The 15782-nt window shown below is 62.8% G+C and carries 11 protein-coding genes and 1 tRNA gene; 5 read left to right on the forward strand and 7 right to left on the reverse strand.

From position 1 onward, the window contains the following. Positions 1-109 precede the first annotated feature (109 nt). The 3 genes from ACX4ZE_RS08960 to ACX4ZE_RS08970 form a co-directional block, all read right to left on the reverse strand. The gene (locus ACX4ZE_RS08960; RefSeq protein ID WP_480272865.1) at positions 110-1969 is read right to left on the reverse strand and encodes a hypothetical protein; all 1860 of its coding nucleotides are present in this window, start codon (positions 1967-1969) and stop codon (positions 110-112) included. A 112-nt stretch (positions 1970-2081) separates the two neighbouring features. Beyond that, positions 2082-3407 carry a cryptochrome/photolyase family protein gene (locus tag ACX4ZE_RS08965; protein WP_480272866.1) on the reverse strand — a complete coding sequence of 442 codons (1326 nt, stop codon included), beginning with the start codon at positions 3405-3407 and terminating at the stop codon, positions 2082-2084. Positions 3408-3459: 52 nt separating this feature from the next. Next, a complete protein-coding gene (locus ACX4ZE_RS08970) occupies positions 3460-4098 on the reverse strand; it encodes a lipocalin family protein (protein WP_480272867.1) in 639 nt (212 codons plus the stop codon). 359 nt (positions 4099-4457) lie between these two features. Between ACX4ZE_RS08970 and ACX4ZE_RS08975 the strand changes: the two genes are divergently transcribed. After that, a complete protein-coding gene (locus tag ACX4ZE_RS08975) occupies positions 4458-4682 on the forward strand; it encodes a hypothetical protein (RefSeq protein ID WP_480272868.1) in 225 nt (74 codons plus the stop codon). Between the two features lie 88 nt (positions 4683-4770). After that, positions 4771-5616, forward strand: a complete 846-nt coding sequence (locus ACX4ZE_RS08980; protein WP_480272869.1) for a MerR family transcriptional regulator — start codon at positions 4771-4773, stop codon at positions 5614-5616. 577 nt (positions 5617-6193) lie between these two features. Here the strand turns inward: ACX4ZE_RS08980 and ACX4ZE_RS08985 are convergent. Then, complete coding sequence (locus tag ACX4ZE_RS08985; protein WP_480272870.1) at positions 6194-7543, reverse strand: TIGR01777 family oxidoreductase; 1350 nt, start codon at positions 7541-7543, stop codon at positions 6194-6196. Positions 7544-7781: 238 nt separating this feature from the next. Between ACX4ZE_RS08985 and ACX4ZE_RS08990 the strand changes: the two genes are divergently transcribed. After that, positions 7782-8588: a nuclear transport factor 2 family protein gene (locus ACX4ZE_RS08990; RefSeq protein ID WP_480272871.1), complete on the forward strand. Its 807-nt coding sequence runs from the start codon at positions 7782-7784 to the stop codon at positions 8586-8588. Between the two features lie 124 nt (positions 8589-8712). Here ACX4ZE_RS08990 and ACX4ZE_RS08995 read toward each other — a convergent pair whose 3' ends face one another. Both ACX4ZE_RS08995 and ACX4ZE_RS09000 read right to left on the reverse strand, forming a co-directional pair. Continuing rightward, entirely contained in the window at positions 8713-9519 is an 807-nt protein-coding gene (locus ACX4ZE_RS08995; protein WP_480272872.1) for a VOC family protein, read from the reverse strand. 1162 nt (positions 9520-10681) lie between these two features. Next, positions 10682-10755: transfer RNA gene (locus ACX4ZE_RS09000), tRNA-Met, on the reverse strand. A gap of 550 nt (positions 10756-11305) precedes the next feature. Here ACX4ZE_RS09000 and ACX4ZE_RS09005 point away from each other — a divergent pair. Beyond that, a complete protein-coding gene (locus ACX4ZE_RS09005) occupies positions 11306-11842 on the forward strand; it encodes a transglycosylase family protein (protein WP_480272873.1) in 537 nt (178 codons plus the stop codon). Positions 11843-11970: 128 nt separating this feature from the next. Here ACX4ZE_RS09005 and ACX4ZE_RS09010 read toward each other — a convergent pair whose 3' ends face one another. Beyond that, complete coding sequence (locus ACX4ZE_RS09010; RefSeq protein ID WP_480272874.1) at positions 11971-14967, reverse strand: UPF0182 family protein; 2997 nt, start codon at positions 14965-14967, stop codon at positions 11971-11973. 228 nt (positions 14968-15195) lie between these two features. Here ACX4ZE_RS09010 and ACX4ZE_RS09015 point away from each other — a divergent pair, with 228 nt between their 5' ends. Beyond that, positions 15196-15780: a PPA1309 family protein gene (locus ACX4ZE_RS09015; RefSeq protein ID WP_480272875.1), complete on the forward strand. Its 585-nt coding sequence runs from the start codon at positions 15196-15198 to the stop codon at positions 15778-15780. Positions 15781-15782 lie beyond the last annotated feature (2 nt).

The raw sequence follows: 15782 nt of genomic DNA on the forward strand, positions 1-15782 counted from the left end.
CAGCGGTCCTGTCATTACCTGCCACGGTATCCGCCGCAGCTATCGGCCACCCGGCAATCAGCGGAGTCTCCGCAGGTCGAGCCCCTCGACCTGCGACGCCTTCGACAGTTCAGTTGTCATACGACGCGACGCCGACCGGTCCTGCCCCAATACACAGATCCAGTTCTGTTGCTCGAGTAGAGATCCGAAGTGCCGAACCACTGCCTTTGATGCGAACGAACACTGTGTGTAGACCTTTGCGGACCGACGCCGCAACTACCTCACCGTGCTCCAAACCGACGAGAATACGACCGTCGCGGTCGGCGAGATAGTTGATCTGGGCGGTCCATCCGTGCTCCAGCATCGGCCCATTGAGTGGCAGCCGGACCGGCGCGGTCCCGTGGATCCGGTAACCGCAGTCCGGCTCTGGTCCGGGGAGGATGGCGCGATTCCACCAGACCGCCGCTTCCACGATTTCTCCGGTGTCGGCGATCATCCGCAAATGTGACGTCGAATCAGCGAAGGTGCCCGTTTCGGCGACAGGAGCGAACACCTCGCTGACCAGATTCTGCGGATAGGACACTGGATTCAGGACATTCCACGGCACTTCCTGGTCGAGCAGAGGGACGCCGTCCCACTCGTTCAGCGCCGACCGCAGATTCGTGACATAACTTCTGGTCGGGCCTTCACGCCACAATTGAACATAGGTGTAGGTGGAGCACAGACTGCCCACTACGAACAGCACCGTCATCGAGATCATTGTCCAGGAACTGGGAAACCATCCAGATATCCAGCCGGACGACGGCGCAGGCCGCGGACGAGCGCGCACCAGCAGCGCGCCCGCGGCAGCCAGCACGACAGCCAGGTCGGCGAAATAGCGCAGGGATTGCATGAGTTCCGCCGCGGTGTTCGGTCCGCCACGGACCAACGCCACGGCCAGCTCGACAATCAAGACATAGGCCACAACCGCAACCACGATCGGCCATGCCCTGAGCCGAGCGCGTAGCACCGACACCACCAGCCCGGCCAGCGCGAGCCAGGCCGACACTACTACCCAACTCGGCGGATCCGCCCACGGCGTCGCCGGTAGCCACCGTTCCCAGGCCCAAGGCCCGCCGAACAACGCGGGAACGATCCCCATGGACGCGGCACTCGGCAACAGGTCCCGCAACTCATCCACGCTATTGTGCAGTCCGGGACTACCGGCCACCGTGAGATATCCGACCAGCCAGCACGCCAGCACCACACCCGATCCGGTCCACAGGGTCGCCCCGCGGCACGCCACCACACGTACCGTACCGTCGTGCCCATCGACATATCGAGCCAGTGCCACGACTGCGAATGCGACGAACGGGACAACCACCGACTTTTCGAAGAACAGCAGTGCCACCGCACACACCACGATCCCGGATAACGCATACCGCCGCCTGCCGCTTCGGACCAGCAGCACCGCGTCGGCACTCACCCAGGCGAGAGCGAACTGCAGCGGAAGCGCGTTCAAGGCGGCTGCCCACCACGCGAATGCCGGAAGCGTCAACGGACAGAACAGATAGAAGGCCATCGGGAGCAGAATCATCCACCGCGTACCCGCTAGTACGATGAGCATACGCAGTACAGCGACCGCTGCCCCGAGCTGCAAAACCAGTAGCGATACCACCGGTCCGACCCAAGCCAATGGCGCCAGCGCAGTCACCGCCCATGCCGTGGCAAAGGCCAACGGCATGAAGTGGCCGTCATGGTTGTACAGCAGTAGATCCGCGGACCACAGTGGATACCTGGCAGCTCGGCTGACCAAGATGAGATCGTCCCAATAGAAGTATCCGCTGTCGGCTACCCACCAGCGAAGCACCAGCTGCAGCAGGATGAGACACCCGGCCGCGATAACCACCGGCTGTGTGCTCCGAATTTTCCATGGAAACCGAATGGCCGCCGCGGCCCGCAGCGGAGGGATACCCACAGACACTGGCGAGGCAGGCGCGGCGGTGTCCATAGCCACTCCACCCTAGCGGCGCCTGCACAAGATCCCGTCGACAACCACACCAGAATGTTGCCCATTTGTAGCTCATGTTCGAATAGGCTCCCTGGTATAGCACGAAGTCGCGCTACATTCCAGCGACGTCGAGAAGCGGAGCCGGATAGCAGGTCAGGTCGATCCGCTCGCGCCAGGGCCGATGCGCACGGGCGTCGGATAGATGCGCCAGCTCAGGAATCCAGCGGCGCACGTACGTGCCATCTGGGTCGTAACGCTCGGCCTGGCGCAGCGGGTTGAGCACCCGGTTCGGCCTGGTGTCCGCTCCGGTACCCGCGATCCACTGCCAGTTGAGCTGGTTGTTGGCCAGATCCGCATCCACCAGCCAGCGCAGGAAGTGCTCGGCGCCGATGCGCCAGTTCACGCGCAACGACTTGGTCAGAAAACTGGCCGCGATCAGCCGGGCCCGGCCGGGCATCCAGCCTTCCGCGCGCAGCTGCCGCATACCGGCGTCCACAATCGGGTAGCCGGTGCGTCCATCCTGCCAGGCGTCGACAGCGTGCGGATCATCGCGCCAACGGTTCGAGCGATCGCGGTAGTCCGACCATGCCGCGGCCGGGCGGGCCGCCAGCAGTTGGTGATGGAAGTCGCGCCAGGCCAGCTGCCTGACGAATGCGTGCCCTCCCGCGGAGGCGGTATCTACCCGGTGCACCAGCTCTACTGGAGACACACAACCGAAATGCAGGTACGGCGACAGCCGCGAGGTAGCGTCGGCCGCTAGGTCATCACTGCGGCACGCGTAGTCGTTGATAGGCCCGGAGAGCCAATCGTGCAGCATCTTCTGCCCAGTACGCGCGCCTCCGACAGCCAACTGCGGCGACGACGGTCCGGTACAGAGCTTGCCCGCCTCCGGCAATGGCAGGCTCGCTATCGGCGGCACAGTGAGGTCGCGGGGCGCACCGAGCGGCTTGCGCCGGGGGGCTGTGATCCAGCGCTTGAAGTACGGAGTGAAAACAGCGAAATGATCGCGCCCGGTAGTGGGCAGGAGCACTGCCGGATCCGCGACGGTGATGGTCATCGGATGCGTGTGTACCCGGCAGTGCCGCTGGGCAAGACGATCACGCAACGCGCGCTCACGTCGACGACTGTAGCTGCTGACATCTGCGGCGATGTGCAGACTTTCAGCATGTACCTGCGCGACCACCGCATCGACAACATCGACTACATCACCGCGCCGCAGCACCAAATAGCCACCGATCGCACGGAGTTCGGCATCCAATTCGGCGAGCGCGGCGATGAGGAACCGAATCCTGTTCGCAGCGGCGCCGTGCCAGGCGATGATGGCTTCATCGAGTACGAACAACGGCACGATCACCGCGCCCTCCCGGTGCGCGGCGGTCAACACTGGGTTGTCGCGGACTCGCAAGTCCCTAGTGAACAGCGCGATCGTTACGGTCATCGAAGGTAATCCTGATCCACGGCGCGGCGCCCGCGACGCCGCGCAGGTGAACCTACAGCGTGCACAACGGCAGAATGCGTGATTCACCACCCGTCGTCGGTGAGGTCAAGTACGTGCACAGGTTCTGTCCTGCGGCTGTAATCGACGCGCGCACCTGCTGCCAGGCATTTGCATCCAGGGTGGCCGTACGGGACAGAACGAACCCCGATATCCGGCTCGGGTCGGTGACCACCGCCCAGGAGTAATCGGGGGCAAGCCCGGTGACGATATAGTTGGTCGGCCCCCCCGGACTCCCTGGAGACAACATGCCGGGGAAACCGACATGCAGCTGTGCCCCGGTCTCCTTGTCGTTGACGACTGCGGTGCCGTCGATCTCATTGAGCGTGTTTGCCCAGGTGACACAGGAATTGCGCACCGCGATATTGCCCTGGGGATCGAGCGAGTAGTTCGCTCGGGTGTCGCGCGCGCAGGCCAAGTTGAAGTATTGCGGGACGGCGGCGAGCTGAAGCCATGTGCCCAGATACCGGTCCAGATCTAGATACGGCACCGGCGCAGGCCCGGCAATCGGAACCGCATCGGTAGCAGGCACAACTCCGGCGACCGGAACCGCCTCGGGAGTCGCCGCCGCACCAGACGCGGCCAGAGTCATCCCGGCCAGAGCGATTCCTGCTGACGTGAACCTGACTGACATGCCCTTGATTGACATGCCCCTGACTGACATGCCCCTGACTGACTCGGCCACCGCGCGAGCAAGTAGGCGGATAGAGGTGGATGACATTCGGCGACAGGTCACGCTAACTCCTCGAAAAATCGACGATGCGGACCCACGTCATTATATAGCGATGCATAATTGATGCAATGTTGTCGACTGCAATGCCATCGTCCACGATGCACTGAAAGAGGGACGAAATCGACGAGGCGGATGATCGCTCCCGTATCGCGGGTATCGCTACCGCCGCATACGGTCTCGCAGTAGTACTGCGGCCAGCGGTCCTGCTCGCCCCCTGCGGATGGCCCGGCGCCGATATCGGGCGTACTACCGCGGCTGGGATGGTCGGAACACACGACCTCGCCTCCGGTCTCGCGCTGACTTTCGCACCGATGCCGGAAGCGATTCGGCTGACCATCGCAGTCCGGGTCGCCCCGGATCTGAGCGACACCGTAGTGCCCGGACGCGCATTGCGCGGACAACCGCAACACCCCAAGGCCATTGCGGTCACCGTTGGCTGGGGCCTGCTGTGTACCGCGACCGCCGCCGCGACTGGTCACGGGTGACGCCATGCCACGCTCACGTGACCCAACCGGGAAGCGCAACCTCCGAGGCGGGACGGCTCGCACCGGGGACGATAGGCAGAATAGAACGATGTCCGCCGGTTCCGCCCCCTTATCTGATGCGGCTGGATACACAGTGCGTGCGGTCGCCGAACGTCTCGGCATCCCGACCGCGACACTGCGTAGCTGGAACCGTCGCTACGATATCGGTCCTCGGCAGCACCAACCGGGCAAACATCGGCTCTACACCGAAGACGACATCACCATGCTGGAGCGCATGCTCACCCTGATTCGAGAGGGCCTGAGCCCGGCCGGAGCCGCAGCGGTAGCACGCAGACCCGCACCCGCGCTCGGCGAACACTCATCCCTGCTGACCGCGGCCTTCGCGTTGGATACCAGGTCGGTATCGAATCAGTTGGAGGCGCATATCGACACATTCGGTGTAGTGGACACCTGGGACCTGCTGTGCCGCCCGGCTTTTGCCGAAATCGTCGAGCGCCAGCTCGACGGTGAAAGATGCATCGATGTCGAGCATCTGCTGTCTTGGTGCGTCATCTCGGTACTGCAACGCACCAATCCGCCGCCGCAGCACCCCAGTCCGAAACCGGTGGTATTGGCTTGCACCAGCGGTGAGACTCATTCGCTTGCCATGGAGGTGCTGCGTGCGGCGCTTGCCGAACGTGGCGTCGGAGCGCGCATGCTCGGCGCCGACGTCCCCACCAACGCGCTCATCGACACTCTGGCCAGGCTCGACCGCCCCGCCGCGGTACTGCTGTGGTCACAGCGGGAGTCGACCGCGTTGTCTTCCGCAGTGCGTGCCTGTCTCCACGCGGGCGCCACGACTGTCGTCGGCGGATCAGGATGGGAAGCGGTCCTCCTCCCCGGCGACGTCGTCCGCATCGACAACCTCTTGGATGCGGTCGACCGGCTCGGCTGAATACATCCTTCGTCGATCGGTGAGCACCACCGTGCGCCCACCTGTACGGCCCCGGCACAAGTGTCCGCCACGCGCGACCGAGCTCACTCTGCCCGTGGCATGCGCGGACTCCGAAGCCCGGTTCTCTACCGAATCAGTTTCCATCCGAGATAAAACGACGCATAATAGATGCATATTTGCCTCAATAGCCGGTCGGCAGCGATCACAGTGCGAAGAATCACGACGATCCAGCACCTCCGCACGAGGTCGCACCCGCCTCGGCGGCCACACCGACACCCATCACGTCACCACAAGTAGTGGTGAAAATAGGTGAACTGGATATCACTGCCCAGGGCTGCGATATGAGCTGTCAGTTCACTGTGAAAGACGCGGACTGGCAGTACGCGGGAGCACGTGGCGCGGCCGGATTGCTCGCCACCCCTCCAACACTGGTCCGTTGGCGTTGTCCACAGCTACCTGCCGAGGTGCTGCGCTGCCACCGTCCGGCTCGCGCTGCTGGGTTCGGTGCGCGGAAGCCGGGTTCCGGTGCAGCTACCTGGCGCACGGCAAATCCGGTTGGTTCGGCCGACACAGTAGTTCAGCCGATGGATCTGCCGAGCAGATGCCGCAGCGCCGGTTCCAATGTGGCCGCACGGAATCGGTGCCCTGCCTGTTCCAGCCGAGCTGGAACGACATGCTGGTTCGCGGAGGCCAGCTCCCGGTTGCCCTCATGACCGAGCAACAACGTGGAAGCGAAGCCAGGCACCGAGAACAGCGCGGGACGGTGCAGCACCCTGGCGAGGACCTCAGTGTACTCGGCGTTGCGGACCGGTTGCGGGGCAACAGCATTGACCGGACCGGACAGACTCTGGTCCCACAGCGCGCGGTGGTAGATATCGACCAGGTCGTCGATCCCGATCCAGGACAGCCACTGGTACCCATCGCCGATGTGTCCGCCGAGCCCCGCGGCGAACAGCGGACGCAGCAGCCGCAACGTACCGCCGCGTGGGGACTGCACGATCCCGGTACGCACCCGAACCACGCGGGTACCCGCTTCGACCGCGGGTAGCGCAGCGGCCTCCCAATCTTCGACCACATCGGCGAGAAAACCACCACCGCGCAAAGCGTGTTCGGTCAGTATCCTCTCGCCACAGTCGTAGCCGTAATAACCGATCGCGGAGGCACAGACGAAAACCGGCACCCTCGACCGGGCCGCGACCTCGGCGAGTTTACGTGTCGGTTCGATCCGGCTTCCTGCGATAGCACGTTTGTGTCCTGCGGTGAACCGGCCCGCAATCGACGCTCCCGCCAGGTGCACCACCGCGTCCACACCATCCAGCACATCCAGTGCGGGAGCCATCGGATCCCATCGCCTTTCGTCCGCGAGTCGCGGCACGCGGCGCACCAGCCGTAGCACTCGGTGCCCTCCACTGGTCAAAAAGGCAGTCAGCGCTGAACCGACCAGGCCGGACGCCCCGGTCACCGCGATGGTTCGGGCCACAAACCCTTCCGGGAGAGCACGCATGTGGGCCGTCAGATCGTCAGCGAGCTGTCGATGGCGGTAAGCGAACATAGGGCGCAGCATCGCGGCGGGCACCGGTGCTTCGACCCGATCCACTATCCTGGTATGCGTCTGATCGACGATCTCGAAATCATGCGTGTGCCGCCAGGGCAACAATCCGGCGGGCAAGGAGCCGATACCGGCTACGCTGACCACATCGACGAACCGGTGCGGCGGATCGTATCCTCGCGGATCGTGCCGCGCCACCCAACGCAACCCACCCGGCAGCCCGAGCACCGCCTGTCCATCCGATAAGGAAGCCGCTTCTACACGTGGGGACACCGGTTGCCAAGGCGGGGCCAACCGGGTCAGGGCACCAGGACGGGCGTACCAGGCGAAAACTTCGGACCGAGGGATGTCGATGACACTCGAATACTCGATGCCCATGACTCGACTGTAGTCCGAGAGACGCAATATGCAGCGCTTACGCATCGCTCGAGGGCAATCGATCGGACCATCGCCACGGGTTACAGTCGGATCGACAACCCGGTGAGATACCGCCGATCTGGTGTCGGTCGCCGACTGCGCGGCGGTCCTCGCTGGGCTGGCCACCTGGACTGGCCACCTGGAATAGAACTCGTTCTATTATAGGCCAAGTCAAGCCCGCGCCAACGGAGGTATCGCCATGCCGCTGGACCCCGCAGCCACAGCGCTACTCATGGCCGTCCAAGCGTCACCACGGGCCGTCGCCGCCCACGACAAGTCCGCATGGGTCGACCTGTTCGCCGAGGACGCCGAAATCGACGACCCGGTCGGCGCACGTCCGCACATCGGCCGCGCCGCCATCGCTCGCTTCTACGACACCTTCATCAAGCCGAACGCCATCACATTCGAGGTCGACTATGACGTTGTGCACCCACCGACAGTGCTGCGCGATCTGATCGTGGTGACCACGATGTCTACCGGCGCCGTCATCGTCGTACCGATGCACCTGCGCTACCAGCTGGTCGAAGAAGGGGGCGGATGGAAGATCACCCACTTGGCCGCGCACTGGGAACTGGCTGCCATGATCTGGCAGTTGCTGCGCACCGGGCTGCCCGGCCTGACCGCCGTACTGGCACTCGGTCCGCGGCTGCTCGCCAATCAGGGGCTCGGCGGGCTACTCGGAATGATGCGAGCTCTCGCCGGTGTAGGACGCACCGGAAAAACCACCGTGGTAAGAGTTTTTACAGCCGCCGCGAACACCGATCTGACCGGCGTACGCACCTTGCTCGGCTGTCGACCCGATATCGAACTACCAATTGGGACGCCGGTCTCGGTGGAGGAGTTCACCAACCGGGCGCGAAACATGCGCTGGAGCAAACTGATCGCCGCTGGACGCATCGTCACCGCGAGCGTACTGATCAGTGAAGCGCGTGGTGTGGCGGTCGTGGAATTCGGCGCCAGAGCCGACCACATCACCAAGCTCCGGTTCTACCTCGACGCAGCATGATGCCTGCGTGACAGATCCAGGGCCGAAGGAGCTCGCTAGGGTTCGACGGAACTCGATACCGAGATGGAACCGAGACGGTGATACGTGGGTGGAGTGGCGAATTTCACCACCCCACCGCTGCGGATCAGACGCCGGTCGACGAGCCTTCGACTCTGGTCATGGTGTCGATGATGCCGAAGATCTCCCCCTGTCCGCCCCGCACAACACTCATTCGACCATAGGGGCTGTCGTCCGGGCCCGACATGATGGTAGCGCCGAGATCGCGCGCAGTGGCGAGCGCGATATCGATATTGTCGACCTGGAACCACGCCAACCAGTAAGACGAGTTGTCGCCCGGCATCTTGGTCGCGTCGTTGATGCCACCGACTTCGTGGCCATCGGGCGTCAGATTGAAGGTAGAATAAACGAAGTTGTGCCCGTCGCCGGTTTCGGTGTAGTGCCAGCCGAATACATCAGCATAGAACTCCTGCGCCTGCTTGTATTCGCCGGTGTTCAGTTCGTTCCAACAGTAAGCACCGTGTTCGTTGTAGATGTCTGCACCGTTGTGCGCCTTGGCTTCCCAGACTCCGAAAACCGCGCCGGCCGGGTCGGCACCGACGAGCATACGACCGGCGTCGAGCACGTCGAACGGCTCCTCGATCAACGAACCACCTGCGGCGACGATCTTTTCGGCGATGTTGTCAGCGCTGTCAGCAGCGAAGTATGTGGTCCACACCGCGGGCATCGGTATTTCTTCCGGCTTGGGGCCGATGCCCGCGGCAGCGCGACCCTCGCGCATCGCCATCAGGTACCCCCCCGCCTCGGGCGGGCCGTCTTCGATCTCCCAGCCGAAGAGTTCGCCATAGAATTCACGGGCGCGCGCGGGATCATCGACCTGGCAGTCGACCCAGCACGGTGTTCCCTGCGGCCAGCTTCCATCATGAGTGGGCATTGCGGTGCCTCCTGACATGGGTTGCTGAAGTGCGGCCGAACCAACCGACACACGGTTAGTCAACCATCCGCACACCCACGAGGTGGCCCGAATCGCCGACAGCTCCGGTTGAACTCGACATCGGAGACCGCCTCACGCGCCGGAAAGACCCCTTACATAAAACAGTCCCCGGCAGTCTTCCTCGAATCCATGAACGTCGGTCGTCGCCTCTGCTCTGGTCTTCGATCGGCTTGCCGGGGGCCTAGCCGGATCTTGAAAAGCGTCATTCACGTCCGCGAACGTCTCCGCCGACATGTACGGCTCTTTCTCGGTGTTCCGGTGTAATAGCTAGTTTCCTCCTAATTCGCCCACAGTCAATAGGCGTATAGCCACTAATTTGCCGTATCTGCTCTGGTCAGCGCCCCCTCGAGTACGCCGCTGGGGCGCTTGGCGTCATCGGTGCGGCTGGGTGCTATCGATGCGCCGAGCGAGCACCGCCGAGAGCGGTTCAGATGTAAGTGGTGGTCACCGGATCGCTATGTGGTACGGCGAACGGCTCGACGCAAGCCGGGCACGTGCACTCGGCAGTGAACCGAATGGATGGCCGAGCCCGTCCCCAGGTGGAGGCGTATAGGTCGAGGGTAGCTGTCCCCGAGAACTTCCGGCGTGGCGGAACAGCACATGGATCCAGGCGCCCGCCGATTCTCCCGTACTGGAACCGGTCGGAGCGGAAGTCGAAATAATCGTCGATGGGTGACCAGCAACTCGCGGAATCCGGAGCAGCACAATAGCGATCGATCCGACATCATTCTCGGTGTGTAACCGGGTCGCCGATCGGAGCTTCGGAAAGCTCGTCGGACGAATGTCGATACACCTGAGGCAAATGCGATTTGCATTCCATTCGAAAGCATATGGCAGCCTCGGCTCCTATCGTCAACTCGAATGATCTTCCAGCGGAATGCGGTCGGCGCGCAACCATTGATATCGAGCCCGTCGTGCCGGAGCACGAAGACGACCCGAAGGGTCTAGCCGGTACCCCACGTACACGGTGTAGGAGCGAAGGATCTCGTTACCGTGTCCGGAAGTCGGTAGGACAAGCCCGCAGCCGAGATAAGGCGAAGGAGCGGAAGAAAGAAAGTGGCCCCGACTTGAAAGTTCGCAACTTTCAAGTCGGGGCCGCTAGTAGCGGGGACAGGATTTGAACCTGCGACCTCTGGGTTATGAGCCCAGCGAGCTACCGAGCTGCTCCACCCCGCGTCGGTGAACACCACATTACACACGGGTTCCTGAAATCAGCAAATCAGCTGGTCAGCGCAATATTTGCCGTATTGCGCCGACGGGTACGCGACCAGTCGACTCTCGACTCTGCCAACACGGCCCCGCCTCCGACCTCGATCGCAACGATCGAACCTCCGCCCATTCATGGGCCGTCGAACCCACCCACTCGCACACGAAAACTTCACAGTGAAAGTTTCAACCGTGTCATTAAACACTATATCGTAGTGATATCCATCACATAACAATGGTGTAACTAATAGTGTTTCCATTGTCGGGAAAACCTTTCCCGCCTGCGAAGATGCGGATATCCGCGTCATTCGTTTCATGCAATTCTGGATGTTATCAAGACGTGATCTGCCGAGATTTCTTCGTTACCGTCAATCCAAGGCCCGGATCAACCGTGATGGGCTCGAACTCGAACCGTTGAACACCGGTAACCCTGTCCCGCGGTTCGAGGCTCCCCGACGACCTGGGGACAGGGACACGGCAGTTCATCGCCGTGTCGGCGGGCGCAGGGAAGGAAACGACCATGACTGAGAACCGGAAGTTCAGCGCCCGCGCCCTCGGCTTCGCCGCCGTCACCGGCGCTCTTGTTGCCATCCCGTTCACATTCTCCACCGCTTCGGCCGCCGCGACACCCACCCACGACTGGGATGGTGTCGCCCAGTGTGAAAGCGGTGGCAACTGGGGGATCAACACCGGAAACGGCTACTACGGTGGCCTGCAGTTCTCGCAGAGCACCTGGACCGCGAACGGCGGCCGAGGCTATGCGCACAATGCGAGCAAGGAAGAGCAAATTCGCGTCGCCGAGAACGTGCTCGCCACTCAAGGCGTCGGCGCATGGCCGGTATGCGGTCAATATCTGCGTCCCGGCATCTCCCTTCCGGAGCCGGTGCCCGCGCCGGGCGGGCCCACCGTACCCGCTCCCATGCCGAACAGCACCCAGTCCATCCTCGAGCAAGCAAAGTCCGCCGCAGTCGATCTGGCCGAACAATACGGCCTAGGCAACCGGCTCCAGCGGATCCTGGACCAGAACAGCGCGCTACTCGACTCGATCGGTCGCTGACCGCCTCCGGCTCCGGCTCAACAATCCACAGCAGCCGGACACGCGACCCGATACAGAACGACAGACGCCGCCATCGCGATGATGGCGGCGTCTGTCGTTAGTGTGCTCTATCTCAACAGCGGCCTATCTCAACGGCTCGCTTCCTGATAGGCCTTGACAGCGGCGTCCAAGTCGTCGAGTGCTTGACCGAATTGCTGGAAATCCCCAGTGCGCATGGCATTTCGGAGATTTTCGATCTTCTGGTCCAGTTCGGCTGCCGCGGCGTCTTTGGCGGTGGACGATCCCGTCGTAGGCACCGGAGTAGTCGCGGATGGCGGAGTCCCGGTTGCCCCATTACCACCTTGATCAGTCGACGGCGAAGTGGTGCCGGGTTTCGGCCTGGCGGCCGATTCACCACCGAACGGTGTCGCCAATGCGCCAGCGCCTGGAATCACCTGATTCAATGCCTCGGCCAAAGTGGAGGCGTAACCTACCTTGACGCTGCCTGCCGCATCCCGGTAACTCACCAATACGCGCAGCAGCTGCGGGAAGGTCGCGGTATTAGGGCCGGTGTTACGTTCGTTATAGAACGGCTCCACATAGAGGATGCCACCGTCAGCAATCGGCAAGGTCAGCAGGTTACCGTACTTGATCTTGTTCGAGTTGGACAGCAGTGTCTTCTCCCGCGAAACTTCGGGCGCCGTCGTCATACGGTTCTGTGTCTGCTGCGGACCCAATGTCTGGGTGTCGGTGGGCAAGCGCAGAATCGTGAATTTACCGTAGCCCTCCGGGTCCGACCGCACCGAGATGTACGCCGACAGGAACTGCCGATTGTATCCAACCATGGCGCTGGTCAGATTGAATGTCGGCTTGTTCGTCTTCGGATCACCCAGCAACACATAATATGGCGGCTGGTTGGCGGTGGCCCCACCTTCCGCGGTCGGATCAGCGGGTACCGACCAGAATGCGTTATTGGTGAAGAATTCTCGTGGATCGTTCACGTGATATTTGGTCAACATTTCCCGCTGCACCTTGAACAGGTCTTCCGGGTAGCGGAAGTGCGCCCGCAGTTCCGGCGAGATATCGCTCTCCGGCTTCACCGCACCGGGGAACACTCCTCGCCATGCTCGCAACACCGGGTCCGTCGGGTCCACCTCATACAGCGTGACCGTGCCGTCGTAGGCATCGACGGTCGCCTTGACCGAGTTACGGATATAGCTGACCGACTTGCGCGGCAACAACCGGCCGGTCCTCTTGTCGATGCTGTCCTCGACCGCACCCTCCAGCGAAGTGCTCTGCGCATAAGGGTACTTGTCCAAAGTGGTGTAGGCATCCACGATCCAGACGATGCGTCCACCGACGACGGCGGGATAGGCATCGCCATCCGCGGTCAGCCACGGGGCGACCTTCTGCACCCGCTCGCGCGGGTTGCGATTGAAGATGATCTTGGAGTTCTCCCCGATCGCCGAGGAGAACAGAATATTACGCTCAGCGTACTTGGCTGCGAAGGCGAGCCGGTTGAACCAGTTACCGATCGGCACGCCACCCTTACCGGTGTAGGTGTACTGCGCGATATCCGAGTCGTACTCGCGGGGGCGCTGGCCGTCCACCGCGCCGACGATCGCGTAATCCGGATCGGACTGCGAGATCAACTCACCGAAATACACCCGCGGCTGATCTACCTTGATCTGCTGCTTGTCCACCGGAGTGAACAAGTCGCTGACCAGGAAGATCGGGTAGCCACTGTCGGTACTGCCGCCAGCCGCGTTCGGATCGTCGGACTGCGGCTTGTTGACCCGGTTGGCAGGCGCGGCGACGAAACCGTTGCCATGGGTGTAGACCGTGTGCCGGTTGATCCAGTCGGTCTGATTACCGCTCAGCGCCGCAGGGGATAGTTCGCGGGCCGCGACGATGTAGTCCTGCATATCGCCGTTGATGTTGTACCGGTCGATGTCCAGTGACTCGGGGAAGCCATAGAAATTCTTCAGCTGGCGCAACTGAGTGAAAGTCGGCGAAAGAATATTCGGGTCGAGGAGCCTGGCATTGCCGATGGTCGCGGCGTCCGCGGGAACATTGAGCGGGCTCTTGCTGCTCTCGCCCTTGTAGTCCTGATAATCGATCTTCTCGCTGGTGATGCCGAATGCCTGCCTGGTCGCGGCGATATTGCGCTGGATGTATTCGCTTTCCTTGTCGGCGGCGTTCGGGCGCACGGAGAATTGTTCGACCACCAACGGCCACACCGCACCGACCAGGATCGACGACAGCACCAGCAGCGCCGCCGCCATCGCGGGTACGCGCAGATCACGCAGCACGACTCCGGCGAAGAACGCCAACGCGCAGATCACCGCGATGGACAGCAAGATGAGCTTGGCCGGCAGCACCGCGTTGATATCGGTATAAGAGCCGCCGGTGAAGGTGGGCTCTTTGCGGCTGCTGGAGAGCAGCTCATAACGGTCGAACCAGTACGCGATGGCCTTCAGCAACACGAAAATCCCGGCAAGCACGGCCAGTTGGATGCGCGCGGGGCGGGTGAGTACGCTCTCGCGCCCGGTCAACCGCAAACCGCCGAAGATATAGTGCGTGACCAGGTTGGCGAAGAATGCGATGATTACCGCGACGAACAGCCAGTTCAACACCATTCGGTAAAAGGGCAGGTCGAAGGCATAGAAACCGACGTCGAGGCCGAACTCTGGGTCCTTCTCGCCGAAGGAGCCGCCGTTGAAGAACAGTTGTAGCGTCACCCAATTCGACTGGGCCACCAGGCCGGACAGCAGACCCAGCAGCACCGGGATGCCCACACCGAACAGCCGCAGCCTGCTCATCACGGTGGTGCGGTACCGCGCGATCGGATCGTTCGGGCCCGCCACCGGTACGAATACCGGTCTGGTCCGATAGGCCAACAGCTGCGCCAGCCAGATCGCCACCCCGATGAATGCGGCAACGACGAGGAATAAGAGGATGCGAGTGCGCAGCACGGTGAGATACACATTGCGGAAGCCGACTTCACCGAACCAGAGCCAGTTCGTGTAGGTGTCGGTCAGCCGCGGCCCGAGTAGCAGCAGCACCGCCAGGACGATGGCCGCCACCAGCAGTACACGACTGCGTCGGGACAGCGAAGGTAAACCGGTGGGGGGCCGCATGCCCACGATGCCACGCTCCGAAGGTCCGGCGACGCTCGCACCGATACACTCAGCCGTTGCGCCGCAGTCCGATGTTGGGTTGATGTGATGTTCGGGTTGATCTTTCCGGATCGCCTCGGCCCACTCTACGGAAATCGGGCATGATTCATGTGACGGGGGTTGTATTTGTCACGCGGAACAGCCGATCGTCCGGGTTGACGGGGATCCTGGACGGCGGTTTGGTTGGATAGTCACGTGACCCAAGACCTGCGCGCCGAACTGGTCCTCGCCCGCTCCATCCGGGAAGTGGCGGAATTCGTCGATGCCGAGGGCTGGGGGCGCCCGCCACAGATGTTCGCGCTGGTGCCGACCACGGATCTGGTCGCGGCGCGACCGGAGTTGGCGGATCAGCTCGACGCGGGCGACGAACTGACCCCGGTGGCTCAGGACGCCTTTCCAACGGATGTGACCGGCGGATCCATGGCACTGGACGAATTCCTGGCCACGACCAGCTGGCCGCCCGCCGTCCAGGGTTGTCTGCTGGTGCAGGAGATCGTGGTACTCCCACCGGACGCAGAATCGACACTGGACGACGCACTCGTCCCAGTGCTGGCCGACCTGGAGGCCTCCGACGCGGCCGCCCGCGCCGCCGCCGCGGTATACCCGCAGCGACGGCAGGCGCGGCTATTCGCCGCAGTACTACGCGAGGGCGCGTCGCTGTGCCTGCTCCAGCTGCGCCCTGAGGAAGACGCCGAGGATACCGAGGGCGACCTCGACTTACGCACCTATCCGAACCTGGCGCCGAATCTCATCGAGGCGCTGCACCACACCCTGGAGTAAGC

The sequence above is a fragment of the Nocardia sp. TBRC8007 genome (genome assembly GCF_056629435.1).